At 49.1% G+C, this 26,747-nt stretch carries 11 protein-coding genes; 4 read left to right on the forward strand and 7 right to left on the reverse strand.

Annotated features, from left to right (window positions below):
- The first annotated feature begins 3 nt into the window (after positions 1 to 3).
- Both WDV75_RS13565 and WDV75_RS13570 read left to right on the forward strand, forming a co-directional pair.
- The gene (locus tag WDV75_RS13565; RefSeq protein ID WP_273558290.1) at positions 4 to 17,364 is read left to right on the forward strand and encodes a non-ribosomal peptide synthetase; all 17,361 of its coding nucleotides are present in this window, start codon (positions 4 to 6) and stop codon (positions 17,362 to 17,364) included.
- 328 nt (positions 17,365 to 17,692) lie between these two features.
- Positions 17,693 to 18,319 carry a beta/gamma crystallin domain-containing protein gene (locus WDV75_RS13570; RefSeq protein WP_273558289.1) on the forward strand — a complete coding sequence of 209 codons (627 nt, stop codon included), beginning with the start codon at positions 17,693 to 17,695 and terminating at the stop codon, positions 18,317 to 18,319.
- 153 nt (positions 18,320 to 18,472) lie between these two features.
- On the opposite strand, the gene yfcD is transcribed toward WDV75_RS13570, so the two are convergent.
- Positions 18,473 to 18,997, reverse strand: a complete 525-nt coding sequence (yfcD, locus tag WDV75_RS13575; protein ID WP_273558288.1) for an NUDIX hydrolase YfcD — start codon at positions 18,995 to 18,997, stop codon at positions 18,473 to 18,475.
- A gap of 124 nt (positions 18,998 to 19,121) precedes the next feature.
- Here yfcD and WDV75_RS13580 point away from each other — a divergent pair, with 124 nt between their 5' ends.
- Together WDV75_RS13580 and WDV75_RS13585 are read left to right on the forward strand one after the other, a co-directional pair.
- Positions 19,122 to 19,748, forward strand: coding sequence for a glutathione binding-like protein (locus tag WDV75_RS13580; RefSeq protein ID WP_273558287.1), 627 nt, complete (start codon positions 19,122 to 19,124; stop codon positions 19,746 to 19,748).
- A 135-nt stretch (positions 19,749 to 19,883) separates the two neighbouring features.
- Positions 19,884 to 20,795, forward strand: a complete 912-nt coding sequence (locus tag WDV75_RS13585) for a TIGR01777 family oxidoreductase (RefSeq protein WP_273558286.1) — start codon at positions 19,884 to 19,886, stop codon at positions 20,793 to 20,795.
- 180 nt (positions 20,796 to 20,975) lie between these two features.
- Here the strand turns inward: WDV75_RS13585 and WDV75_RS13590 are convergent, their stop codons facing one another.
- The 6 genes from WDV75_RS13590 to accD form a co-directional block, all read right to left on the reverse strand.
- Positions 20,976 to 21,566, reverse strand: a complete 591-nt coding sequence (locus WDV75_RS13590; RefSeq protein WP_273558285.1) for a UbiX family flavin prenyltransferase — start codon at positions 21,564 to 21,566, stop codon at positions 20,976 to 20,978.
- A gap of 45 nt (positions 21,567 to 21,611) precedes the next feature.
- Positions 21,612 to 23,129, reverse strand: a complete 1,518-nt coding sequence (gene purF, locus WDV75_RS13595) for an amidophosphoribosyltransferase (RefSeq protein WP_273558284.1) — start codon at positions 23,127 to 23,129, stop codon at positions 21,612 to 21,614.
- Between the two features lie 32 nt (positions 23,130 to 23,161).
- Complete coding sequence (gene cvpA / locus WDV75_RS13600; protein WP_099132017.1) at positions 23,162 to 23,650, reverse strand: colicin V production protein; 489 nt, start codon at positions 23,648 to 23,650, stop codon at positions 23,162 to 23,164.
- Positions 23,651 to 23,791: 141 nt separating this feature from the next.
- Positions 23,792 to 24,427, reverse strand: coding sequence for a cell division protein DedD (dedD, locus tag WDV75_RS13605; protein ID WP_273558283.1), 636 nt, complete (start codon positions 24,425 to 24,427; stop codon positions 23,792 to 23,794).
- On the reverse strand, positions 24,417 to 25,715 hold the full coding sequence (gene folC / locus WDV75_RS13610) for a bifunctional tetrahydrofolate synthase/dihydrofolate synthase (RefSeq protein ID WP_273558282.1): 1,299 nt from the start codon (positions 25,713 to 25,715) through the stop codon (positions 24,417 to 24,419). The genes dedD and folC overlap by 11 nt, the downstream gene beginning before the upstream one ends.
- Positions 25,708 to 26,655, reverse strand: a complete 948-nt coding sequence (accD, locus tag WDV75_RS13615; RefSeq protein ID WP_273558281.1) for an acetyl-CoA carboxylase, carboxyltransferase subunit beta — start codon at positions 26,653 to 26,655, stop codon at positions 25,708 to 25,710. The genes folC and accD overlap by 8 nt, the downstream gene beginning before the upstream one ends.
- Positions 26,656 to 26,747: the final 92 nt, after the last annotated feature.

Genomic DNA, 26,747 nt, shown 5'->3' on the forward strand with positions numbered 1-26,747 from the left:
TAAATGAGTAACAAAGAACTAAGCCTGTTTGAATTAAGACAAGCGGTACTCCAGAAAAAAATTAAAGAACGCATTGAAAACCGTCAGATTGAGGAAAAAAAGCAGATCAGAGAAAAAAGGCACATTATCCCGAGAAACGCTGATCAGCAAACGCTTCCCCTCTCCTGGGCACAGCAACGCTTATGGCTCCTGGCGCAGTTAGATCCAGCAGCACAAGCGGCATATCACATTCCAGGCGGTCTGCGTCTGCAAGGTTATCTGAATTTAGATGCCCTGCAAGCTGCATTAAACAGAATTGTTGCTCGTCATGAAATTCTGCGCACGACTATCAAGATGGTCGAAGGCCAAGCCCTGCAAGTTATTGGTAAACCAGATAGCGGCTTCTCTTTGGCAGTGGAAGAGCTCAGCCATCTTCCTGCGGAAAAACAACAAATTACCCTCGAAGAGATAACCCAGCGTGAAACCAGCCAGCCATTTGACTTTGCGCAAGGCCCCCTAATCAGGGGGCGCTTGCTGCGACTGGCTGCAAATGAACATATCCTGTTATTAACCCAGCATCATATTATTTCCGATGGTTGGTCCCTTAACATCCTGATGCACGAGCTTTCCACGCTTTATCATGCGTTCAGCGAAGGACAAGGTGATCCCCTGCCCGCTTTGACACTCCAATATGCTGACTATGCCCTTTGGCAAAGAGAGTGGCTACAGGGAGAATTATTGGAAAAACAGGTGAATTTCTGGCGCGATGCGTTACAGGGTGCTCCTGCGCTTTTGGAACTACCGACAGACCGGCCACGCCCAGAGCAGCAAAGTTATGCCGGAGGGTATGTTGATATTACTCTGTCACCGGAATTAAGTAGTGGATTAAGAAGCCTTAGCCAGCGTCACGGGACAACATTATTCATGACCTTGATGGCGGGGTGGATTACTTTACTTTCCCGTCTTAGCGGGCAGAAAGATCTGGTGGTTGGCACACCTGTTGCTAATCGGCAATATAGCGAATTAGAGCCGTTAATTGGCTTTTTTGTTAACACGCTGGCTCTGCGCATTCAAATAGATGACAATCCAACGGTCAGCGCTCTGCTAGCCAGGGTCAAGGCACATGCACTCAATGCCTACGCACATCAAGATCTGCCATTCGAACAATTGGTGGAAGTGCTAAAACCACCACGTAGCCTCAGTCATAGCCCGATTTTTCAGGTGATGATGTCAGTGGATAATACCCCTGGACAGCAGAATATAGCATTGCCGGATATCACCATTAGTGAAATCAATCTGGCTGAAAACAGCTCGCATTTCGATCTGTCTCTCTCAATAAATGATACCGAAAATGGGTTAGTGGGTGGCCTGGAATATTCCAGTGATCTGTTTGACCATGCCAGCGTTGAACGTATCGCCAGTTACCTGCAAACCCTGCTGACCGCGATGGTTAAAGATGATTCGCAACCAGTGGAAAGTTTACCCCTATTGCAATCATATCAACGCACTCAAGTGTTAGATGATTTCAATGATACGGCCTTCCCATATCCACAAACCTTATTGATCCATCAACTGTTTGAACAACAGGTGGAACAAACCCCTGACGCCACCGCTTTAGTGTTTGGCGATAGCCAACTGAGTTACGCAGAGCTAAACCGTCATGCTAACCAATTGGCACACCATTTAATCGCTTCGGGTGTTCGTCCTGATGATCGCGTGGCGATCTGCGCTGATCGCAGTCTGGATTTAATTATTGGTTTATACGCCATTCTTAAGGCTGGCGCCGGCTACATTCCACTCGATCCGGAATACCCGGCTGAACGTCTGGCCTACCAGTTATCAGACAGCAAACCGGTGTTATTGCTGACCCAACAGCACCTACAGACTCATTTGCCAATACAGGAGACTCCTGTCTGGCTGCTGGATGATCAATATAATCGGGATAACGTGGCAAAACAGCCAGCCCATAATCCCGATACTGATCAATTGGGACTGAAACCGCATCATCTGGCTTATATCATCTACACTTCCGGCTCTACCGGCCAGCCTAAAGGCGTGATGCTGGAACATCGCAATGTGGTGAACTTTATCCATGCTCAACATCAAACCAGCAAACCACAATTGGGGGATCGTATCCTGCAATTTGCGACTATCGCTTTTGATACCTCGGTATCGGATATTTTCCCCACCCTGGCCTCTGGTGCGACACTGGTGCTGCGTCCGCCCCATATTCGGATACCGGATATGACTTTTGTCACCTTCCTGCGTAAGCAGAAGATCACCATTATGGATATGCCGACCGCTTTCTGGCACTTGTGGGTACAGGAGATGATGGCTGGGCGCAGCGGTTTTAGCCCCCACCTGCATACCCTGATTGTGGGGGGGGAAAAAGCGGAGTACCGTCATTTGATCAGCTGGCTGTCTCATCAGGAAACCCAATCCTGCCGCTGGATTAACTCTTATGGCCCAACGGAAACTACGGTGATTGCCACCACGCTGAAATTGGACCACCAAAATTTACCCCAGCTTAAAGGGGTTATCCCGATTGGTTATCCGTTGCCTAATACCCGTATTTATATTCTGGATACGCACGGCCAGCCGGTTCCCATTGGCGTCAGTGGTGAAATTCATATTGCCGGTGCCGGTGTAGCCCGTGGTTACCTCAATCGCCCCGATTTAACTGCGGAAAAATTTGTGGCGGATCCATTTAGCACACAACCTGATGCCCGTATGTACAAAACCGGCGATCTGGGACGCTGGTTACCCGATGGCGCAATTGAATATTTAGGGCGCAATGATTTTCAGGTCAAGCTACGCGGGTTCCGCATTGAACTGGGGGAAATTGAAACCCAACTGGTGGCTTGCGCAGGCGTCAGCGATGCCGTGGTGATCGCCCGTGAAGAAGAAAGCGGTGATAAGCGTTTAATCGCCTATGTGATCCCAGAAACCGGCATGACACTTAGTCCGGCTGAATTACGCAAGCAACTGAGCAGCCGATTGATGGAACATATGCTACCCAGTGCCTTTGTTATGCTGGATGCCTTCCCAATGTCCGCCAACGGTAAACTGGATCGCAAGGCCCTGCCAGCACCGGATCAAAGCGCTATTGTCAGCCGTGAATACGAAGTACCACAAGGAGAAACTGAACAAACTCTGGCCGCAATCTGGCAATCCCTGCTGAATGTAGAACAAATCGGACGGCAAGATAATTTCTTTGAACTAGGCGGGCATTCACTACTCGTGGTCAATTTAATTGAGCAAGTGCGTCTTCACGGCCTGTCTCTGGATGTCAACGCGGTCTTTTCTGCTCCCACGCTGGCAGCCATGAGCAGCCTAATTCGTCACCATGATACTCAATCTACGCCTCTACAGGACGTACCGCCTAACCTGATTAAAGAAGACAGCACTATCATTACCCCAGATATGCTGCCACTGCTGGAATTGACCCAAGACCAGATAGATCAGATTGTTTCCCATGTAACAGGCGGTATCTCTAACGTCCAGGACATTTATCCATTGGGGCCATTGCAAGAAGGTATCCTGTTCCACCATTTGCTGGAAACGGAAGGTGATCTCTATCTGGACAACCATTTGATGATTTTCGACAGCCGGACACGGCTGGAGAGTTTCTTGCAGGCATTGCAGCAAGTGATTGAGCGGCACGATATTCTGCGCAGCGCTGTTTACTGGAAAGAGCTTCTTAAACCCGTACAAATCGTCTATCGTCATGCACCATTGCCAATCATTGAACTCACACTATCGACAGAGGAACCCCCAGAAACCCAGCTACGCCGCCTCACCGATCCCCGTGCAATACGGATGGATATTACTAAAGCACCTCTGTTATCTGCTCATATAGCCAACGATCCTGCTTCTGGTAAGTGGTTACTCTCCTTGCTGTATCACCACTTAGTGTGTGATCACATATCACTGGATATGATATTCAGTGAAATACAAACCCTGCTTTTGGGGGAAAGTGAAAATTTACCTACGCCACTGCCTTACCGAAACTTTATCGCGCAGATCCGCAATGTGCCTTTAGAGGTTCACCAGAACTACTTCCGCGAATTATTGGGTGATGTGGAAGAACCCACACTGCCGTTTGGGTTGCTTGACGTACAAGGTGGCGGTCTCAATGAGATAGTGGAAAACGTTCTCACGCTGGATAGCAAGCTGGCCCAAAATCTCCGTGATTGCGCCCGTCAATTGGGGATGAGTGCGGCCGTATTGTTTCATGTGGCCTGGGCGCAGGTGCTGGCGCGATGCAGTGGACGGAATGATGTCGTATTCGGTACTGTTCTGCTGGGACGGTTACAAGGTGGGATTGGTGCCTCCGAAGTGCTAGGGATGTTTATTAATACCTTACCTATTCGCGTTAAGTTACAGGCCCGTACCGTTAAGCAGACAGTACAAGAAACTTATCAGCAGCTAACCGCATTATTGGACCATGAACAGGCACCTCTGGCGGTTGCCCAACGTTGCAGTGGTATTCAGGCACCATTGCCACTGTTTAACAGTCTGCTGAATTTCCGTCATAGCCCACGCGAAGATGAACACGTGGCTGCAATGGCGTGGGAAGGTATTGATGAGATCGAGGGTGAAGAGCGCAGTAACTACCCCTTATCCCTGGATGTGGATGATTTTGATGACGGATTTGCACTGACCGCACAATGCAACCAGCAAATTAATCCGGTGCGCATTACTGCCTATATGAAGACGGCACTGGAAGGCATTGTGGCCGCGCTGCAATATGCACCTGAACAAGCCATTGAGACAATCGACATCCTGTCACGAGCCGAACGTACCCAACTACTGGAAACATTTAACGATAACGTCGTCACTTATCCGCAAGACGCCTTAATCCATCAACTGCTTGAACAGCAGGCAGCACGCACACCGGATGCGATTGCATTGGTCTTTGGTGAGAGCGAACTGAGTTATGCGGCACTAAACCGTCAGGCTAACCAACTGGCACACCAGCTGATTGCCGCGGGGGTATGCCCCGATGATCGCGTGGCAATCTGTGTTGACCGCAGTCTGGATTTGATTATTGGTTTGTACGCCATTCTTAAGGCGGGAGCCGGCTATGTTCCGCTTGATCCCGAATACCCGGCCGAACGGCTGGCGTATCAACTGTCGGACAGCAAACCGGTGTTATTGCTGACGCAGCGCCCTTTACAGGGGCTGTTGCCAATATCAGATACGCCTGTCTGGTTGCTGGATGATGAAAGCCAGCGCAATAACGTAGCAAAACAGCCGATCCATAATCCGGATATTCAACTTCAACCCCATCATCTGGCGTATATCATCTATACTTCCGGCTCCACCGGCCAGCCCAAAGGCGTGATGCTGGAGCACCGCAATGTGGTGAACTTTATCCATGCACAGCACCAGACCAGCGAACCACAATCAGGGGATCGTATCCTGCAATTTGCGACTATCGCCTTTGATACCTCGGTATCCGATATTTTCCCTACCCTGGCCGCCGGTGCGACACTGGTTTTGCGACCGCCCCATATTCGGATACCGGATATGACTTTTGTCACCTTCCTGCGTGAACAGAAGATCACCATTATAGATATGCCGACCGCCTTCTGGCACCTGTGGGTACAGGAGATGATGGCCGGCCGCAGCGGTTTTAGCCCCTATCTGCATACCCTGATTGTGGGCGGCGAAAAAGCAGAATATCGCCATTTAATCAGCTGGCTGTCTCATCAGGAAACCCAATCCTGCCGCTGGATTAATTCTTATGGCCCAACAGAAACCACGGTCATTGCGACCACATTAAAAGTGGATGGAACGAGTACGCTATCGACTGATATCACCGATAATATCCCGATTGGCTATCCACTGCCGAATACCCGTATTTATATTCTGGATACGCACGGCCGGCCGGTTCCTCTCGGCGTCAGTGGTGAAATTCATATCGGTGGCGCCGGTGTGGCCCGTGGTTACCTCAATCGCCCGGATTTAACCGCGGAAAAATTTGTAGCGGATCCGTTTAGCACCCAGCCCGATGCCCGTATGTACAAAACCGGCGATCTGGGGCGCTGGTTACCCGATGGCGCAATTGAGTATCTGGGACGCAATGATTTTCAAATTAAGATCCGTGGCTTCCGCATTGAACTGGGGGAAATTGAAACCCAACTGCTGGCTTATAAAGATGTCCACGATGCCGTGGTGATCGCCCGTGAAGAAGAAAACGGTGACAAACGCTTAATTGCCTATGTGATCCCCAAAGCCGGCAGCACGCTAAAACCGGCGGAGTTACGTGAACACCTCAGTGCCCGCCTGCTGGAATATATGTTACCCCGTGCCTTTGTTATACTGGATGCTTTCCCGATGTCCGCCAACGGTAAACTGGATCGCAAGGCCCTGCCGGCACCGGATCAAAACGCTATCGTCAGCCGTGAATATGAAGCGCCACAGGGTGAAACCGAACAGAAACTGGCGGCAGTCTGGCAATCGCTGCTGGAACTGGAACAGGTCGGGCGCCATGACAATTTCTTCGAACTGGGCGGCCATTCCCTGCTGGTCGTCAGCCTGATCGAACAGTTGCGCCAGCAAGGGCTTTCTCTGGCGGTCAGCGCGGTCTTCGCTGCCCCTACCCTGGCGGCCATGAGCGCCCGCTTACATCAAAAGCAAGATGCCGCGCTAGCGGTTATCCCGCCTAACCTGATCCGCGAAGACAGCCCGCAGATTACGCCCGCTATGCTGCCACTGGTGACATTAACCCAGGCCCAAATTGACCGTATTGTTGACCATGTCCCGGGCGGTGTCGCCAATATTCAGGATATTTACCCGCTTGGCCCCTTGCAGGAAGGCATCCTGTTCCACCATTTACTGACCGAAACCGGTGACACCTATCTTGAAAATATTCTGATGCACTTTGACAACCGGCCACGGCTGACGCGTTTCTTGCAGGCGTTGCAGCAGGTGATTGACCGGCACGATATCCAACGCAGTGCCTTCCACTGGCAGGAGCTGCCCATTCCCGTGCAGGTGGTCTACCGTCATGCGCCCCTGCCGATCACAGAGTTGACATTATCCGCCGGAGAACGTGCTGAAACCCAGCTACGGCGTCTGACCGATCCGGACAGCATACGGTTAGATATTACTCAGGCGCCATTACTGGCTGCTTATATCGCCCGGGATCCTGATACCGATCAATGGTGGTTAAGCCTGCTGCATCACCATCTGGTTTGTGACCATCTGTCACTGGAAATCATTTTCAGTGAAGTGCAAACACTGATCCTCGGAGAAGCCGCACACCTGCCCGCCCCATTGCCTTACCGCAATTTTATCGCCCAGACCCGTCAGGTGCCGATTGAAGTGCATCAGGCTTATTTCCAGCAGTTACTGGGCGACGTGGAAGAACCGACGCTACCGTTTGGGTTACTGGATGTACAGGGGAATAGCCGCGATAAGCACGATAAAATCGTGGAAGATATTGTCACCTTAGATGAGGAACTGGCCCAACAGATCCGGAATTGCGCCCGTCAATTGGGGATCAGTGCGGCCGTGCTATTCCATGTGGCCTGGGCGCAGGTATTGGCACAGTGTAGTGGCCGTGAAGATGTGGTATTCGGTACGGTGTTATTGGGCCGCTTACAGGGGGGGATGGGCGCTTCACAGGTGCTGGGGATGTTTATCAATACCCTGCCAGTCCGTATCCCGTTACAGGCCCGTACCGTAAAACAGGCGGTACAGGAAACCTACCAGCGCCTGAGTGAATTACTGGATCATGAGCAAACCCCTCTGGCGATTGCCCAGCGGTGCAGCGGCGTGCCGGCCTCATTGCCACTGTTTAACAGTTTGCTGAATTTCCGTCACAGCCCGCGTGATGAGGAAGCGGCGCATTCATTGGCTTGGGACGGTATTCAGGTGCTGGACAGTGAAGAGCGCAGTAACTACCCCTTATCCCTGGATGTGGACGATTTTGATGATGGATTTGCACTCACCGCACAATGCAGCCAGCAAATTAATCCGGTGCGCATTACTGCCTATATGAAGACGGCACTGGAAGGCATTGTGGCCGCGCTGCAATATGCGCCTGAGCAACCTATCCACGCTATTGATATCTTGCCACGGGCCGAACGTACCCAACTACTGGAAACATTTAACGATACTATTGTTGAGTATCCGCAAGACGCCTTAATCCATCAACTGTTTGAACAACAGGCAACACGTACACCGGATGCCATTGCATTGGTCTTTGGCGAAAACGAACTGAGTTATGCGGCACTAAACCGCCAGGCTAACCAACTGGCACACCAACTGATCGCCGCGGGGGTACGCCCCGATGATCGCGTGGCAATCTGTGTTGACCGCAGTCTGGATTTGATTATTGGTCTGTACGCCATTCTTAAGGCGGGAGCCGGCTATGTTCCGCTTGATCCCGAATACCCGACCGAACGGCTGGCGTATCAACTGTCGGACAGCAAACCGGTGTTATTGCTGACACAGAGCTCTTTACAGGGACTGTTGCCAATATCAGATATGCCTGTCTGGTTGCTGGATGATGAAAGCCAGCGCAATAACGTAGCAAAACAGCCGATCCATAATCCGGATATTCAACTTCAACCTCATCATCTGGCGTATATTATCTATACTTCCGGCTCCACCGGCCAGCCCAAAGGCGTGATGCTGGAGCACCGCAATGTGGTGAACTTTATCCATGCACAGCACCAGACCAGCGAACCACAATCAGGGGATCGTATCCTGCAATTTGCGACTATCGCTTTTGATACCTCGGTATCGGATATTTTCCCGACCCTGGCCGCCGGTGCGACACTGGTTTTGCGACCGCCCCATATTCGGATACCGGATATGACTTTTGTCACCTTCCTGCGTGAACAGAAGATCACCATTATAGATATGCCGACCGCCTTCTGGCACCTGTGGGTACAGGAGATGATGGCCGGTCGCAGCGGTTTTAGCCCCTACCTGCATACCCTGATTGTGGGCGGCGAAAAAGCAGAATATCGCCATTTAATCAACTGGCTGTCTCATCAGGAAACCCAATCCTGCCGCTGGATTAACTCTTATGGTCCTACCGAAACCACGGTGATTGCCACCACGCTGAAATTGGACCACCAAAATTTACCCCAGCTTAAAGGGGTTATCCCGATTGGCTATCCACTGCCGAATACCCGTATTTATATTCTGGATACGCACGGCCGGCCGGTTCCTCTCGGCGTCAGTGGTGAAATTCATATCGGTGGCGCCGGTGTGGCCCGTGGTTACCTCAATCGTCCGGATTTAACCGCCGAAAAATTTGTGGCGGATCCATTTAGCATCCAGCCCGATGCCCGTATGTACAAGACCGGTGATCTGGGGCGCTGGCTACCCGATGGCGCGATTGAATATTTAGGACGCAACGATTTTCAAATTAAGATCCGTGGCTTTCGCATTGAACTGGGGGAAATTGAAACCCAACTGCTGGCTTGCGAAGACGTCCACGATGCCGTGGTGATCGCCCGTGAAGAAGAAAGCGGTGACAAACGCTTAATTGCCTATGTGATCCCCAAAGCTGGCAGCACGCTAAAACCGGCGGAGTTACGTGAACACCTCAGTTCCCGCCTGCTGGAATATATGTTACCCCGTGCCTTTGTTATACTGGACGCTTTCCCGATGTCCGCCAACGGTAAACTGGATCGCAAGGCCCTGCCGGCACCGGATCAAAGCGCTATCGTCAGCCGTGAATATGAAGCGCCACAGGGTGAAACTGAACAGAAACTGGCGGCAGTCTGGCAATCGCTGCTGGAACTGGAACAGGTCGGGCGCCATGACAATTTCTTTGAACTGGGCGGCCATTCCCTGCTGGTCGTCAGCCTGATCGAACAGTTGCGCCAGCAAGGGCTTTCTCTGGCGGTCAGCGCGGTCTTCGCTGCCCCTACCCTGGCGGCCATGAGCGCCCGCTTACATCAAAAGCAAGATGCCGCGCTAGCGGTTATCCCGCCTAACCTGATCCGCGAAGACAGCCCGCAGATTACGCCCGCCATGCTGCCACTGGTGACATTAACCCAGGCCCAAATTGACCGTATTGTTGACCATGTCCCGGGCGGTGTCGCCAATATTCAGGATATTTACCCGCTTGGCCCCTTGCAGGAAGGCATTCTGTTCCACCATTTACTGACCGAAACCGGTGACACCTACCTTGAAAATATTCTGATGCACTTTGACAACCGGCCACGGCTGACGCGTTTCTTGCAGGCGTTGCAGCAGGTGATTGACCGGCACGATATCCAACGCAGTGCCTTCCACTGGCAGGAGCTGCCCATTCCCGTGCAGGTGGTCTACCGTCATGCCCCTCTGCCGATCACAGAGCTGACGTTATCCGCCGGAGAACGTGCCGAAACCCAGCTACGGCGTCTGACCGATCCGGACAGCATACGGTTAGATATTACTCAGGCGCCATTACTGGCCGCTTATATCGCCCGGGATCCTGATACCGATCAATGGTGGTTAAGCCTGCTGCATCACCATCTGGTTTGTGACCATCTGTCACTGGAAATCATTTTCAGTGAAGTGCAGGCACTGATCCTCGGAGAAGCCGCACACCTGCCCGCCCCATTGCCTTACCGCAATTTTATCGCCCAGACCCGTCAGGTGCCGATTGAAGTGCATCAGGCTTATTTCCAGCAGTTACTGGGCGACGTGGAAGAACCGACGCTGCCCTTTGGGTTACTGGATGTACAGGGAAACAGCCGCGATAAGCACGATAAAATCGTGGAAGATATTGTCACCTTAGATGAGGAACTGGCCCAACAGATCCGGAATTGCGCCCGTCAATTGGGGATCAGTGCGGCCGTGCTATTCCATGTCGCCTGGGCGCAGGTATTGGCACAGTGCGGCGGCCGTGAAGATGTGGTATTCGGTACGGTGTTATTGGGCCGCTTACAGGGGGGCATGGGCGCTTCACAGGTGCTGGGGATGTTTATCAATACCCTGCCAGTCCGTATCCCGTTACAGGCCCGTACCGTAAAACAGGCGGTACAGGAAACCTACCAGCGCCTGAGTGAATTACTGGATCATGAGCAAACCCCTCTGGCGATTGCCCAGCGGTGCAGCGGTGTGCCAGCCTCATTGCCACTGTTTAACAGTTTGCTGAATTTCCGTCACAGCCCGCGTGATGAGGAAGCGACGCATTCATTGGCTTGGGACGGTATTCAGGTATTGGACAGTGAAGAGCGCAGTAACTACCCCTTATCCCTGGATGTGGACGATTTTGATGATGGATTTGCACTGACTGCACAATGCAGCCAGCAAATTAATCCGGTACGCATTACTGCCTATATGAAGACGGCACTGGAAGGCATTGTGGCCGCGCTGCAATATGCGCCTGAGCAACCTATCCACGCTATCGATATCTTGCCACGGGCCGAACGTACCCAATTATTGGAGGGTTTTAACGATACGGCGATAGACTCTCCACAAGACGCCTTAATCCATCAACTGTTTGAACAACAGGCAACACGTACACCGGATGCCATTGCATTGGTCTTTGGCGAAAACGAACTGAGTTATGCGGCACTAAACCGCCAGGCTAACCAACTGGCACACCAGCTGATTGCCGCGGGGGTACGCCCCGATGATCGCATCGCTATCTGTGTTGACCGCAGTCTGGAGTTGATTATTGGTTTGTACGCCATTCTTAAGGCGGGAGCCGGCTATGTTCCGCTTGATCCCGAATACCCGGCCGAACGTCTGGCGTATCAACTGTCGGACAGCAAACCGGTGTTATTGCTGACACAGCGCTCTTTACAGGGGCTGTTGCCAATATCAGATACGCCTGTCTGGTTGCTGGATGATGAAAGCCAGCGCAATAACGTAGCAAAACAGCCAATCCATAATCCGGATATTCAACTTCAACCCCATCATCTGGCGTATATTATCTATACTTCCGGCTCCACCGGCCAGCCCAAAGGCGTGATGCTGGAGCACCGCAATGTGGTGAACTTTATTCATGCACAGCACCAGACCAGTGAACCACAATCAGGGGATCGTATTCTGCAATTTGCGACCATTGCCTTTGATACCTCGGTATCCGATATTTTCCCGACCCTGGCCGCCGGTGCGACACTGGTTTTGCGACCGCCCCATATTCGGATACCGGATATGACTTTTGTCACCTTCCTGCGTGAGCAGAAGATCACCATTATAGATATGCCGACCGCCTTCTGGCACCTGTGGGTACAGGAGATGATGGCCGGCCGCAGCGGTTTTAGCCCCTATCTGCATACCCTGATTGTGGGCGGCGAAAAAGCAGAATATCGCCATTTAATCAGCTGGCTGTCTCAGCAGGAAACCCAATCCTGCCGTTGGATTAACTCTTATGGTCCTACCGAAACCACGGTGATTGCCACCACGCTGAAATTGGATCACCAAAATCCACCGTATCCCGAAGGGGTTATCCCGATTGGCTATCCACTGCCGAATACCCGTATTTATATTCTGGATACGCACGGCCGGCCGGTTCCTGTCGGCGTCAGTGGTGAAATTCATATCGGTGGCGCCGGTGTGGCCCGTGGTTACCTCAATCGTCCGGATTTAACCGCGGAAAAATTTGTGGCGGATCCATTTAGCACACAACCTGATGCCCGTATGTACAAAACCGGCGATCTGGGGCGCTGGTTACCCGATGGCGCAATTGAGTATCTGGGACGCAATGATTTTCAAATTAAGATCCGTGGCTTTCGCATTGAACTGGGGGAAATTGAAACCCAACTGCTGGCTTACGAAGACGTCAGCGATGCCGTGGTGATCGCCCGTGAAGAAGAAAACGGTGACAAACGCTTAATTGCCTATGTGATCCCCAAAGCCGGCAGCACGCTAAAACCGGCGGAGTTACGTGAACACCTCAGTGCCCGCCTGCTGGAATATATGTTACCCCGTGCCTTTGTTATACTGGATGCTTTCCCGATGTCCGCCAACGGTAAACTGGATCGCAAGGCCCTGCCGGCACCGGATCAAAGCGCTATCGTCAGCCGTGAATATGAAGCACCACAGGGTGAAACTGAACAGAAACTGGCGGCAGTCTGGCAATCGCTGCTGGAACTGGAACAGGTCGGGCGCCATGACAATTTCTTCGAACTGGGCGGCCATTCCCTGCTGGTCGTCAGCCTGATCGAACAGTTGCGCCAGCAAGGGCTTTCTCTGGCGGTCAGCGCGGTCTTCGCTGCCCCTACCCTGGCGGCCATGAGCGCCCGCTTACATCAAAAACAAGATGCCGCGCTAGCGGTTATTCCGCCTAACCTGATCCGCGAAGACAGCCCGCAGATTACGCCCGCCATGCTGCCACTGGTGACATTAACCCAGGCCCAAATTGACCGTATTGTTGACCATGTCCCGGGCGGTGTCGCCAATATTCAGGATATTTACCCGCTTGGCCCCTTGCAGGAAGGCATTCTGTTCCACCATTTACTGACCGAAACCGGTGACACCTACCTTGAAAATATTCTGATGCACTTTGACAACCGACCACGGCTGACGCGTTTCTTGCAGGCGTTGCAGCAGGTGATTGACCGGCACGATATCCAACGCAGTGCCTTCCACTGGCAGGAGCTGCCCATTCCCGTGCAGGTGGTCTACCGTCATGCGCCCCTGCCGATCACAGAGCTGACGTTATCCGCCGGAGAACGTGCCGAAACCCAGCTACGGCGTCTGACCGATCCGGACAGCATACGGTTAGATATTACTCAGGCGCCATTACTGGCTGCTTATATCGCCCGGGATCCTGACTCCGATCAATGGTGGTTAAGCCTGCTGCATCACCATCTGGTGTGTGACCATCTGTCACTGGAAATCATTTTCAGTGAAGTGCAGGCACTGATCCTCGGAGAAGCCGCACACCTGCCCGCCCCATTGCCTTACCGCAATTTTATCGCCCAGACCCGTCAGGTGCCGATTGAAGTGCATCAGGCTTATTTCCAGCAGTTACTGGGCGACGTGGAAGAACCGACGCTACCCTTTGGGTTACTGGATGTACAGGGAAACAGCCGCGATAAGCACGATAAAATCGTGGAAGATATTGTCACCTTAGATGAGGAACTGGCCCAACAGATCCGGGATTGCGCCCGTCAATTGGGGATCAGTGCGGCCGTGCTATTCCATGTCGCCTGGGCGCAGGTATTGGCACAGTGTAGTGGCCGTGAAGATGTGGTATTCGGTACGGTGTTATTGGGCCGCTTACAGGGGGGGATGGGCGCTTCACAGGTGCTGGGGATGTTTATCAATACCCTGCCAGTCCGTATCCCGTTACAGGCCCGTACCGTAAAACAGGCGGTACAGGAAACCTACCAGCGCCTGAGTGAATTACTGGATCATGAGCAAACCCCTCTGGCGATTGCCCAGCGGTGCAGCGGCGTGCCGGCCTCATTACCACTGTTTAACAGCCTGCTGAATTTCCGTCACAGCCCGCGTGATGAGGAAGCGGCGCATTCATTGGCTTGGGACGGTATTCAGGTGCTGGACAGTGAAGAGCGCAGTAACTACCCCTTATCCCTGGATGTGGACGATTTTGATGATGGATTTGCACTGACCGCACAATGCAGCCAGCAAATTAATCCGGTACGCATTACTGCCTATATGAAGACAGCACTGGAAGGCATTGTGGCCGCGCTGCAATATGCGCCTGAGCAACCTATCCATGCTATCGATATCTTGCCACAGGCCGAACGTACCCAACTACTGGAAACATTTAACGATACCGTTGTTGAGTATCCGCAAGACGCCTTAATCCATCAACTGTTTGAACAGCAGGCAGCACGCACACCGGATGCAATTGCATTGGCCTTTGGTGAGAGCGAACTGAGTTATGCGGCACTAAACCGCCAGGCTAACCAACTGGCACACCAGCTGATTGCCGCGGGGGTACGTCCCGATGATCGCATCGCTATCTGTGTTGACCGCAGTCTGGAGTTGATTATTGGTTTGTACGCCATTCTTAAGGCGGGAGCCGGCTATGTTCCGCTTGATCCCGAATACCCGGCCGAACGGCTGGCGTATCAACTGTCGGACAGCAAACCGGTGTTATTGCTGACGCAGCGCCCTTTACAGGGGCTGTTGCCAATATCAGATATGCCTGTCTGGTTGCTGGATGATGAAAGCCAGCGCAATAACGTAGCAAAACAGCCGATCCATAATCCGGATATTCAACTTCAATCCCATCATCTGGCGTATATTATCTATACTTCCGGCTCCACCGGCCAGCCCAAAGGCGTGATGCTGGAGCACCGCAATGTGGTGAACTTTATCCATGCGCAACACCAGACCAGTGAACCACAATCAGGGGATCGTATCCTGCAATTTGCGACTATCGCCTTTGATACCTCGGTATCCGATATTTTCCCTACCCTCGCATCGGGCGCAACACTGGTGCTGCGCCCTGCTCATATCCGTGTACCGGATGCAGAATTTGTCAATCTGTTAAATAAGCAGAAAATCACTATCATGGATATGCCGACCGCCTTCTGGCATCAATGGGTACAAGAGATGATGGCGGGACGCAGTGGTTTCGGCCAATATCTGCGCACCGTTATCGTCGGTGGCGAGAAAGCGGAACTGCGCCATTTAATCAGTTGGCAATCTATACCTGAAACGCAATCCTGCCGTTGGATTAACTCTTATGGTCCTACCGAAACCACGGTCATTGCGACCACATTAAAAGTGGATGGAACGAGCACGCTATCGACTGATATCACCGATAATATCCCGATTGGCTATCCATTGCCGAATACCCGTATTTATATTCTGGATACATTTGGGAAGCCGGTTCCTCTCGGCGTCAGTGGTGAAATTCATATCGGTGGCGCCGGTGTGGCCCGTGGTTATCTCAATCGTCCGGATTTAACCGCAGAAAAATTTGTGGCGGATCCATTTAGCAAACAGCCCGATGCCCGTATGTACAAGACCGGCGATCTGGGGCGTTGGCTACCCGATGGTGCGATTGAATATTTAGGACGCAATGATTTTCAGGTCAAGCTACGTGGGTTCCGCATTGAACTGGGGGAAATTGAAACTCGTCTGGTGCAATGTCAAGGAGTACAAGATGCTATTGTCCTGATCCGAGAAATAACATCTGATGATAAACGTCTCGTTGCATATGTTCAGCCAGAATCCGGTGTCAACTTGGTTCCCAGTGAACTGCGTCAGCAACTTGCTCAACAGCTTGCCGAGTTTATGCTACCCAGTGCATTTGTGATCCTTGACGCTTTCCCGCTTACCTCTAACGGCAAAATCGACCGTCAGGCATTCCCTGCTCCCGATCAATCTGCCATCGTAACCCGTGATTATGAAGCCCCCCAAGGTGAGGTTGAAATAACATTGGCTCAGATTTGGCAAGATCTTCTGGGAGTGGAGCGTGTCAGCCGTCATGACCATTTCTTTGAATTAGGAGGCCATTCACTGCTTATTTTGAAAGCCAGCTCTTTAGCAATAGAAAAACTTGGGCTTCAGCAGAATATGATGGCGAGCCTGATGACGTTTACCACTATCAAAGAACAAGCCCGCGCCATTGAAGATCGAGATAATATCCATGTTGGTTCTATGGTCGGCCTGTCACAAAACCTCAAAGCAACACCGCTGTTCTTTGCGCCCGGCGCTGGAGGACACGTGCTCTATTTGCGGGAATTGGCGACAGCATTGGAAGGTATTTATGCCGTTTGGGGTATGCAATCACCAGAGTTAGATGGACGTAGTGATCCCCCATCATACCTTGAGATGAACGGCCTTGAGGCAATGGCCAGCGTTATGATCGATGATCTTAAGAAAGTTCAACCCAATGGCCCTTATTATTTAGCTGGACACTCTTTCGGAGGCTGGCTCGTATTCGAAATGGCCCGACAACTCGTCCAACAAGGTGAAAGCATTGGTTTGCTGGCTTTAGTCGATAGCGAATCCCCTCTAGAAAGCCTAACCCAAAGGAACGAATCAGAATGGTCTAATCGCCGCTGGCTGGCTGAGTTTGGCAATGTGCTTGCTGCATTGGCGGGGGCAGAGGAAAACTTTACCGAAGAAGAATTTGAATCCATGACAGAAGAAGAGCAACTCGATAACTTACGAATTCGTCTCATTGAAGAAGAACTCTTACCTCCTCAACTTGAAGCTAAGGAAATCTCTGCCTATTTAAATGTCTTCAAGGCCCATTCTTTGGCAACTTATCAGCCGCAAGAACGCTATTCAGGAACACTCCACCTGTTTCTGGCTAACGAGGAGTATGAAGGACAAAATATCTCTGCCGACAGCATTATTAATGGCTGGAAGACGCTGGTTACTGGGGAAGTTATCTCCGAAACTTTATCTGGTGATCACATCACCATTATGCGTCAACCTTTCGTTCAAGGGTTAGCATCGGCCATAGCGAGTGTAAATATAATTCCATAAATTTCTGGCAGCCAATGGCTGCCTTATCCGCTAACAACAAACCTCGTTATTTTCAACGAGGTTTTTCGATATTTATACCAATCTAACTTCAAGGCGCAACTTGCAAATCAATGTGATTGTTTATATCTCCCCGCTACGCGGGGAGATATAAGACGCATCTTGAAAGGCGATTGGTATAATGCGTATATTAATAGAGAAGAATATAAATTAAATAAATATATTTTAAAGACAAGAGCCAATATAAGAGACACCCATTATCTTGACATATAAACTAAGCTTCTTATCCTTGACATTCCTTCCACAACCAAAAATAAGGGGAATATTTATTATGTCTAAAGATAAATTAACCAACGGCGCTATATTTTATACCGGAAAAAATTATACTGGGGCGTGTTATGAATACCCAGAAAATAGTACAGAAATCAATCTAATTGGCACGCCATTAAATGATAAGTTTCTTTCCGTTGAAATTGGAACAGGTTCTATTGTATTCGCCTGGCGGCATGGCAATGACAGTCAACCTGGACAAATTTATCGTGAATGGGATACAAGCCAGCCAGATATCAGCGATATTAAAGGGTTATCAAAGTTTATTGTCTCACCCTCAAATCGTGATTTACTCGCAGTAAAATTAATTAATGAATCAGGTATCGATCAAATATTTAGGGCTAATATTCAGACTTATAAAATTCCCAATCCTGTAGATTGCTATTCAAATGGAGATTATGAAATTGTTGGTTTAATCCCCAAAGATGGTCAACAATATGTTACATTCGTTGTTGTCTTTGATCAGAATAATATTCCAGTCACGCAAGGATCGGTTTATTTTACATACAATGGTACAGATCTTGATATCGTTACTTATGATACGACTAAACCACATCATATGCGATTTGAAAAAGTAGATGGTTATCATTTTATATTCTTCTTAGAAAAATTTTCTGACAATAAATAAAGCTGAAATATTAAATTAACAACCTGCTATTCCGTTTATTAAATTTTAATAAAAAAGGAGTATGTATATTTATAATACATACTCCTATTTTAAATGATTATTGAATATCAACAAAAGATCCTCATTTCCGTAACCAATAATTGTCAATGATAATTAAAACGACGCCACTTGATTATTACGTGCTAACCATAAAGAGAGCGCTTTCAGTGAATCCTGGGTGAACTCATCACAACGGGCCGTGATTTCTTCCGGTGTTAGCCAGTAAACGGCGGCGACTTCTTCTTCCTGCAATGCAAATGGCCCATGGCTAACACAACTGAACAAACCACCCCATATACGACAAGTGTCCTCTTCATAATAAAAAATCCCATGTTCGGCAAAAGGAACACCTGCAATCCCCAACTCTTCTTCTGCCTCCCGACGCGCGGCTTCAAGCAAAGTTTCTCCCGCCATCACGACACCACCTGCCGTTGCATCTAATTTTCCCGGATAAAAATCTTTCGTTTCTGTACGATGCTGAATCAGGATCTTGCCCATCCCATCATGCACGACAATATAAGTAGCACGATGCCTCAAGTTCTGCGCTCTCATCTGCTGGCGAGACGATTGCGCAATGACTTCATTGCCTTCATTGACGATATCAATCCATTCAATATTTGCCGATTTTTCTTGCATCATTCTAAAAACCTTTTATCAATCAGTTGCCTGTTACTTTTTGCAGTAAATTTATAACATTTATAAACAAACGATGGTAAGGTAATATCGTTACGTTTTTCAGAAAGTTATTATCGCTGGAGGTTATATGATAGATCTGTACTATGCTCCAACCCCAAATGGCTACAAAATCACTCTTTTTCTTGAAGAAGCCGGCATTCCTTATACTATCTACCCCATCAATATCAGCACTGGCGAGCAGTTCAAACCTGAATTTCTCACCATTTCACCCAATAACAAGATCCCGGCTATTGTCGATCATCAACCCGCCGATGGGGGAGAGCCTGTCTCTATCTTCGAATCAGGAGCTATTTTACTTTATCTGGCAAATAAAACAGGCCAGCTATTAAGCAAAGATTTGCGTGAACGTACCGAACAATTGCAATGGCTGTTTTGGCAAGTTGCCGGCTTTGGCCCAATGCTCGGTCAAAATCACCATTTCAACCGCTACGCTCCAGAAGTTGTACCTTATGCCATTAATCGCTATGTGGAAGAATCAAAACGTTTATACAAGGTGCTAAACACTCAACTGGAAAAAACGGCTTATCTCGGCGGAAACGAATATAGTATCGCAGATATTGCCACTTATCCGTGGGCGAGATGCTATGAATACCAAAAAATCGACCTACAGGATTATCCGGCGGTTGCTAAATGGTTAGATAAGATCAGCCAACGCCCGGCAACACAAGCCGCCTACGCCGATAAGGTAGCTTAACGCCCATAACCTGATGACGAGATATTTCACCATAAAACTTGATATTGGTAACAGATAACAGCATATTTCGCTGTCACTTAAGCTATCCCTTGTTATAGTCCAATGTGCAATTATTTTTTGTTACAGGGGGTGGCTATGCGTATCTTAATTACGGGGGGAACAGGGTTAATTGGTCATCGCTTGACCTGCCAATTAATTTCGCTCTCCCATTCCATCACCATTTTGAGTCGTTCACCACAAAAGGTGTATTCTCTGTTTTCTGATCGCGTTGCCTGTTGGACAACATTGAATGACCAATACGATCTTAACGACTTTGATGCTGTTATCAATCTTGCTGGCGAGCCTATTATCAATAAACGATGGACATTGAAACAAAAAGAGAAACTGTGTCAAAGCCGCTGGCAGATCACTGAACAGTTGAGCAAGCTAATCAAGGCCAGTGAATCTCCGCCATCTGTCTTTATTTCCGGTTCGGCCGTTGGCTATTATGGTGATCAGAAACAAGCAGTCGTTACCGAAAACGATCTTCCTCACAATGAATTTGCCCATCAGCTTTGTGAACGTTGGGAGCAACTTGCCCTACAAGCTCAAAGTGACAAAACTCGCGTATGCCTGTTACGTACGGGCGTTGTCTTGGCTCCCGAAGGCGGAGCGTTACAAAAAATGCTGCCACTGTTTCGATTAGGTTTAGGGGGAGCTATCGGCAATGGCAAGCAGTATATGCCGTGGATACACATTGACGATATGGTCAATGGTATTTATTACCTGCTGGTATCACCTGAATTACAGGGCCCTTTCAATATGACATCGCCTTACCCTGTTCATAATGAGCTGTTTAGTGCCACACTCGCGACTGTGTTACATCGCCCTGCTTTTATACGTATTCCTGCATGTGTGTTAAAAGCAATGATGGGAGAAGCCGCAGAGTTAGTCCTGGGTGGTCAACAAGCTATTCCGAAAAGACTGGAAGAAGCCGGATTTGGTTTCCGTTATTTTCAACTGGAAGAAGCCTTGCAAGATGTCATAGAGGAAAAAAACAATACTTAATTAATCTATACGCATTAAACTTCAAATTGCCATTTACAACACGCTATGAAACCTGATTTCTCCCCGCTTCGCAGGGAGAAATCACACGCATCTTGACGTTAGATTGGTATATCTTGAACAAGGGTAAGATAATAAACGATATGCTGTTATGATTTCTTCACAACAGCATATTGACTCAACTTAAATGCCATATCCAATGGGCTTAGCGCCCTGCCAACGGTTAAACAGATCTTCTGGCAAGTCAATATCAAATTGATCAAGCACACGGTTAACCGTTTGGTCGATAATATCCTGAATATGTTCAGGACGATGATAAAATGCCGGAACAGGTGGCATGATCACCGCCCCAATTTCCGCGGCCTGCGTCATTAATCTCAAATGCCCCAAGTGCAAGGGAGTTTCCCTCACTCCCAGCACTAGCTTACGCTTCTCTTTCAAAACAACATCCGCAGCACGGGTAATTAAGCCATCAGTGTAACTATGCACAATGCCTGATAAGGTTTTTATGGAGCAAGGCAAAATCACCATACCCAATGTCTTAAAAGAGCCAGAGGAAATGGATGCGGCAATATCACGATTGTCATGTACAACATCTGCCAAAGCTTGTACATCTCGCAGCGTATAGTCCGTCTCCAATGCCAAAGTCTGTCGGGCTGATTGACTGATCACTAAATGCGTTTCAATGTCTTCTATTGGTCGCAAAACTTGCAGCAACCTGACACCATAAATCGCACCACTCGCGCCGGTCAGCCCGACAATCAATTTTTTCATGTTTTCCTCTGAGATTCTGGCTATAACTGCATGATAATAACAATATTATCCTTCATTATATATTTCCAGATCCTCTATTTCGCTCTGTCCACGCACTTTCATTGCATCGTCTTTGCGTAGATTTTCCAGGTAGTCGAGGTAACACTGGTCAATGTCTTTCGTGACATAAATACCATCAAATACAGAGCACTCGAATGTCTCAATATCAGGATTTTCTTCCCGGACAGCCTGGATAAGATCGTGGAGGTTTTGGTATATCAGGGCATCAGCACCAATGATCTGACGAATTTCATCCACTTCCCGACCGTGAGCTATCAGTTCATTGGCATTCGGCATATCAATACCATAAACATTCGGGAAGCGAACTTCCGGTGCCGCCGAAGCAAAATAGACTTTCTTGGCACCCGCTTCGCGCGCCAGTTCAACAATCTGCTCAGACGTGGTTCCACGCACGATGGAATCATCCACCAGCAAAACATTTTTACCCCTGAATTCAGCGCGATTAGCATTCAGTTTACGACGAACAGACTTACGTCGCTCTTGCTGACCAGGCATGATAAAGGTACGCCCGACATAACGGTTTTTGACAAATCCCTGACGATAGGGTTTATCCAGAATATGGGCGATTTCCAGTGCGATATCACAAGAGGTTTCCGGTACGGGAATAACGACATCAATATGTAAGTCTTCCCATTCACGGGCAATTTTTTCCCCCAATTTCCGCCCCATCCGCAACCGAGCGTTATAGACCGAAACCTTGTCAATAAAGGAATCCGGGCGAGCAAAATAGACAAATTCGAACAAACACGGTGTTAATGACGGATTTTCTGCACACTGGCGAGTAAACAGTTGCCCGCTTTCAGTGATATAAATCGCTTCCCCAGAAGCCACATCACGCAGGAACTCAAAACCCAATGTATCCAGCGCCACACTTTCCGACGCCACCATGTATTCATTGCGGCCATCTTCCCGTGTTTTCTTTCCCAGCACCAGAGGACGAATGCCATGTGGATCACGAAAAGCCACCACTCCATGTCCAATAATCATGGCAACACACGCATAAGCGCCACGAATTTTTTTGTGCATTTTTGCGACTGCCGCGAAAATATCATCAGGCTCTAAAGGGAAATGGGGAAATTGGGCTAATTCATTGGCAAAAATATTCAGTAGAATTTCAGAGTCTGAGGTTGTGTTGACATGACGGCGGGCATTTTCAAACAGCATTTTTTTCAATTCATGTGCGTTTGTCAGATTGCCGTTATGTGCCAACGTGATACCAAAAGGAGAATTCACATAAAAGGGCTGCGCTTCAGATGCACTGGAACTGCCCGCCGTAGGATAACGGACATGTCCAATGCCGATGGTTCCCTGTAAACGTAGCATGTGCCGTGTTTCAAACACATCCTTAACTAAACCATTCGCCTTACGTAAACGAAACTCATTGTTACCATCAATAGTTGCAATACCTGCTGCATCTTGTCCACGGTGCTGAAGCACCGTCAATGCATCATAAATCGACTGGTTAACCGGTGTAAAACCGACGATACCGACAATACCGCACATGTAGCCTTTCCTCATCAGCCAAGCGGAGAGCGTTATCTCTCCGGCAAGAAACTCGACGCACTTTGTAAGTAGTCAAAAAACCACCTGATAATTTGACTAAACTGTGGGATCAGTTGTGATTGTTGCCAATCCTGACTTTTGGGCAGTGGTGTGAAAGAGTCCGCAATAAACAAAATGGCAGACACCACCAAGACACCACGTAAGGCGCCAAAGCAGATCCCCAAAACCCGATCAGTGCCTGACAGGCCCGTTCGCTGAACAAGTGAACCAATGACATAGTTTACTACTGCGCCAACAATCAGTGTTGCAATGAATAAGATAGCAATCGCTACCCCATTGCGCACCAGTTCATCCTCAAGGCGGGTAAAATAAGCCGCCAAATAAGTATAGAAGTGGCTTGCAACAAAGAAAGCACAGCCCCACGTTATCAGGGAAAGCGCTTCGCGAACAAAACCACGAATCAAGCTAACCAGTGCCGAGAAACCAATGATGGCAATGATCGTATAATCAATCCAGACCATATTTTAATCCAAAAACAAGCTCCCGACACTCAGGTCGGGCGCATTCTAACAGAAAACGAAAACGTTTGCGTAGTAGATTCACCACTCTACTGAAAATAATTTTCGACAGGTAAACAAACAGCATTTGCTGTGCCAATCAGATTATGGCTTATAATTTTTGATCTGCCCTTGTAATCCCGTAAGTTCCTTTAATTCGGGCAAAATAGATTCCAGTACCTGCCTTGATGCATTCGGTCCTACATAAATTCGGGTTAACTGCCCCTGTACCGGAGAAGAAGGCACTGTATATACCTGGTGCCCAGAAAGACGCAACCTTGCCACTATCTCGTCAACTTTATCCGCGTTTTTTAATGCGCCAAGCTGAACAACATATGCCGCTGCCTGGGGGGCTTGCTCTGTTGGCTCCGGTTTAGGTTTCGTTACCGCTTTTTGTTGAGGAGATGGCTCCACTTTTTTAGGCTCTGGCGTGACAGTAACAGGAGGTGCTGTTATTGGCTCTGCAGGCGATGGCCAAGACAGCATCTCGATATCTGGCTCTTGCTCCTGTGATTGCATTGCTTGTGCAGCACCTTCAGGCGGTGTAGACGGCATGTTTTGTGTCAATGGTGGGATCGAGTCAATATCTTCTTCATCACCAGGTTTTGGCACCAAAGGGATCGCCGCAAATTGATTTTCATTGTATTTCTTATCGCCATCAAAAATCATAGGCAGGACAATGACGCCCAATGCAACAAGAACAATCGTACCAACCAAGCGATTTTGGAATTTACTGGCCACTTTCCTTGCCCTCCTCCAGTGCTTCCATGACATGTGCGACAGTGTGGAAAGAGCCACAAACCACGATAATATCTTGCACCGACGCATCTTTTTCTGCCTGCTGCCAGGCTGTTTTTACTTCGGGGAATGTCCGCGCCTGTACAAGATGCCCAGACAATTCGTCAGCTTCTGCTCCCCTCAGTTCATGCAACGATGCGCAATACCACTCATCAATTTGTTGAGAAAGACAAGCAAGTGTACCCGCTATATCCTTATCTCCCAACATGCCAACCACGCCACGGATCTTGCTGTCTGGTGAACGAGGCAATTCTGCCAGTTTTTGCACCAGATAGCTCGCAGCATGTGGATTATGAGCCACATCCAAAATAACCAGTGGATTTTCCCTGATGATTTGGAAACGCCCCGGTAATTGCGCATTTCTTAGCCCTACACGGATTGCTTGTTCATCAATGGCCCGGCTGACTTTGTCATCCTGCTGCAACAAGCAGTGGATCACCCCCATTGCAGTTGCAGCATTTGCTAACGGCAAATTAGGTAAAGGTAACTCGTTGAATTGTTGCTTATCGCTTCGCCAGTTCCAGCTATCTCCACGCTGTGAGAAATGCCAGTCAACGCCACGACGAAAGAGCTTAGCGCCTAATTCATTCGCAACTTCAGCAATTGAATGAGGCATATCAGGTTCACCCACTACGGCAAAATGCCCACGGCGGAAAATGCCCGCTTTTTCACGGCCAATGTGTTCGCGATCTGCACCCAACCAATCCGTATGATCCAGTGCAATACTGGTGATTGCGGCAATATCGGCATCAACGATATTAGTGGCATCCAAACGTCCACCCAGCCCAACTTCCAAAATCACGACATCAAGATCCGCTTCTTTGAAAAGCTGTAATGCGGCCAACGTCCCATATTCAAAATAGGTTAATGAGATGTCACCACGCTGGGCTTCAATCGCTGCAAATACACGGCAGAAATCTTGTTCCGTGGGTTCCTTGCCCTGAATACGCACCCTTTCGGTGTAGCGGACTAAATGCGGGGAACTGTACACGCCGACTTTAAGCCCTGCGGCCAGAAAAATGGATTCCAGGGTATGGCAAGTGGTTCCCTTGCCATTAGTACCTGATACCGTGATAACTTTTGGAGCCGGAGTCAATAAGCCTAACTGACGCCCCAGCTTACCCACACGTGCAAGCCCCATATCAATGGCTTTGGTATGCAGGTTTCCCAGATAGGAAAGCCACGTCATCAGTGGCGACGTGGCTTGAGGAATTTGTGAAATATCAGACATCTTCTTTATTAGGACTGATGTTTATATCCGCTTCGACATCAGCAGAATCAACAACGATTGCTTCTACTGGCTCTGCTTTTGTGCCTGGATGAGGTTTGTGGGTCAACATAGCAAGCAAGCTGGCAACTTTATCGCGCATATCTGGACGACGCACGATCATATCAACCGCCCCCTTCTCCAGCAGAAACTCACTACGTTGGAAACCTTCCGGCAATTTTTCCCGCACAGTCTGCTCGATGACACGAGGCCCCGCAAAGCCAATCAATGCTTTAGGCTCAGCGATATTGATATCACCCAGCATTCCCATACTCGCCGTTACCCCACCCATTGTTGGGTTGGTCAACACACAGATATAAGGCAAACCACGGTGTTGCATTCTTGCCAGCGCTGCACTGGTTTTTGCCATCTGCATCAGTGACATCAACGCTTCCTGCATACGAGCTCCGCCACTGGAAGCAAAGCAGATAAATGGACAGTTATCTTCCAGAGCCTGTTCGACAGCGCGCACAAAACGAGCGCCAACCACAGAGCCCATTGAGCCACCCATGAAATTGAATTCAAAGGCACCCGCCACAACTGGCATATCATGCAGCTTACCCTTCATAACGATGAGTGCATCTTTTTCTTGCGTCTGCTTCTGGGCTGCCACTAAGCGATCTTTATATTTTTTAATATCGCGGAATTTCAGGATATCTTTGGGCTCCAGCTCACTGCCTAATTCTGTGCCAGTGCCTTCATCCAAAAATGAATGCAATCTCTTACGGGCTGAAATACGCATATGGTGGTCACATTTTGGACACACTTCAAGGTTACGCTCTAATTCAGCACGATAAAGTACCTGACTGCAACTGTCGCATTTTGTCCAAACTCCTTCGGGTATACTGGCCTTACGAGTTTGTATGATTTTGCTTTTGTTTAGAATCTTTTCAATCCAGCTCATTAATGAACCTTTCCGTCTGAATCTGGCTGCTGCCAGCTATTGTTTTACGTGCCATTAAACCACAATGCCATTGCAGTGTGGATAAAAAACTG

It is taken from the genome of Xenorhabdus griffiniae (genome assembly GCF_037265215.1).
Lineage (GTDB): Bacteria > Pseudomonadota > Gammaproteobacteria > Enterobacterales > Enterobacteriaceae > Xenorhabdus > Xenorhabdus griffiniae.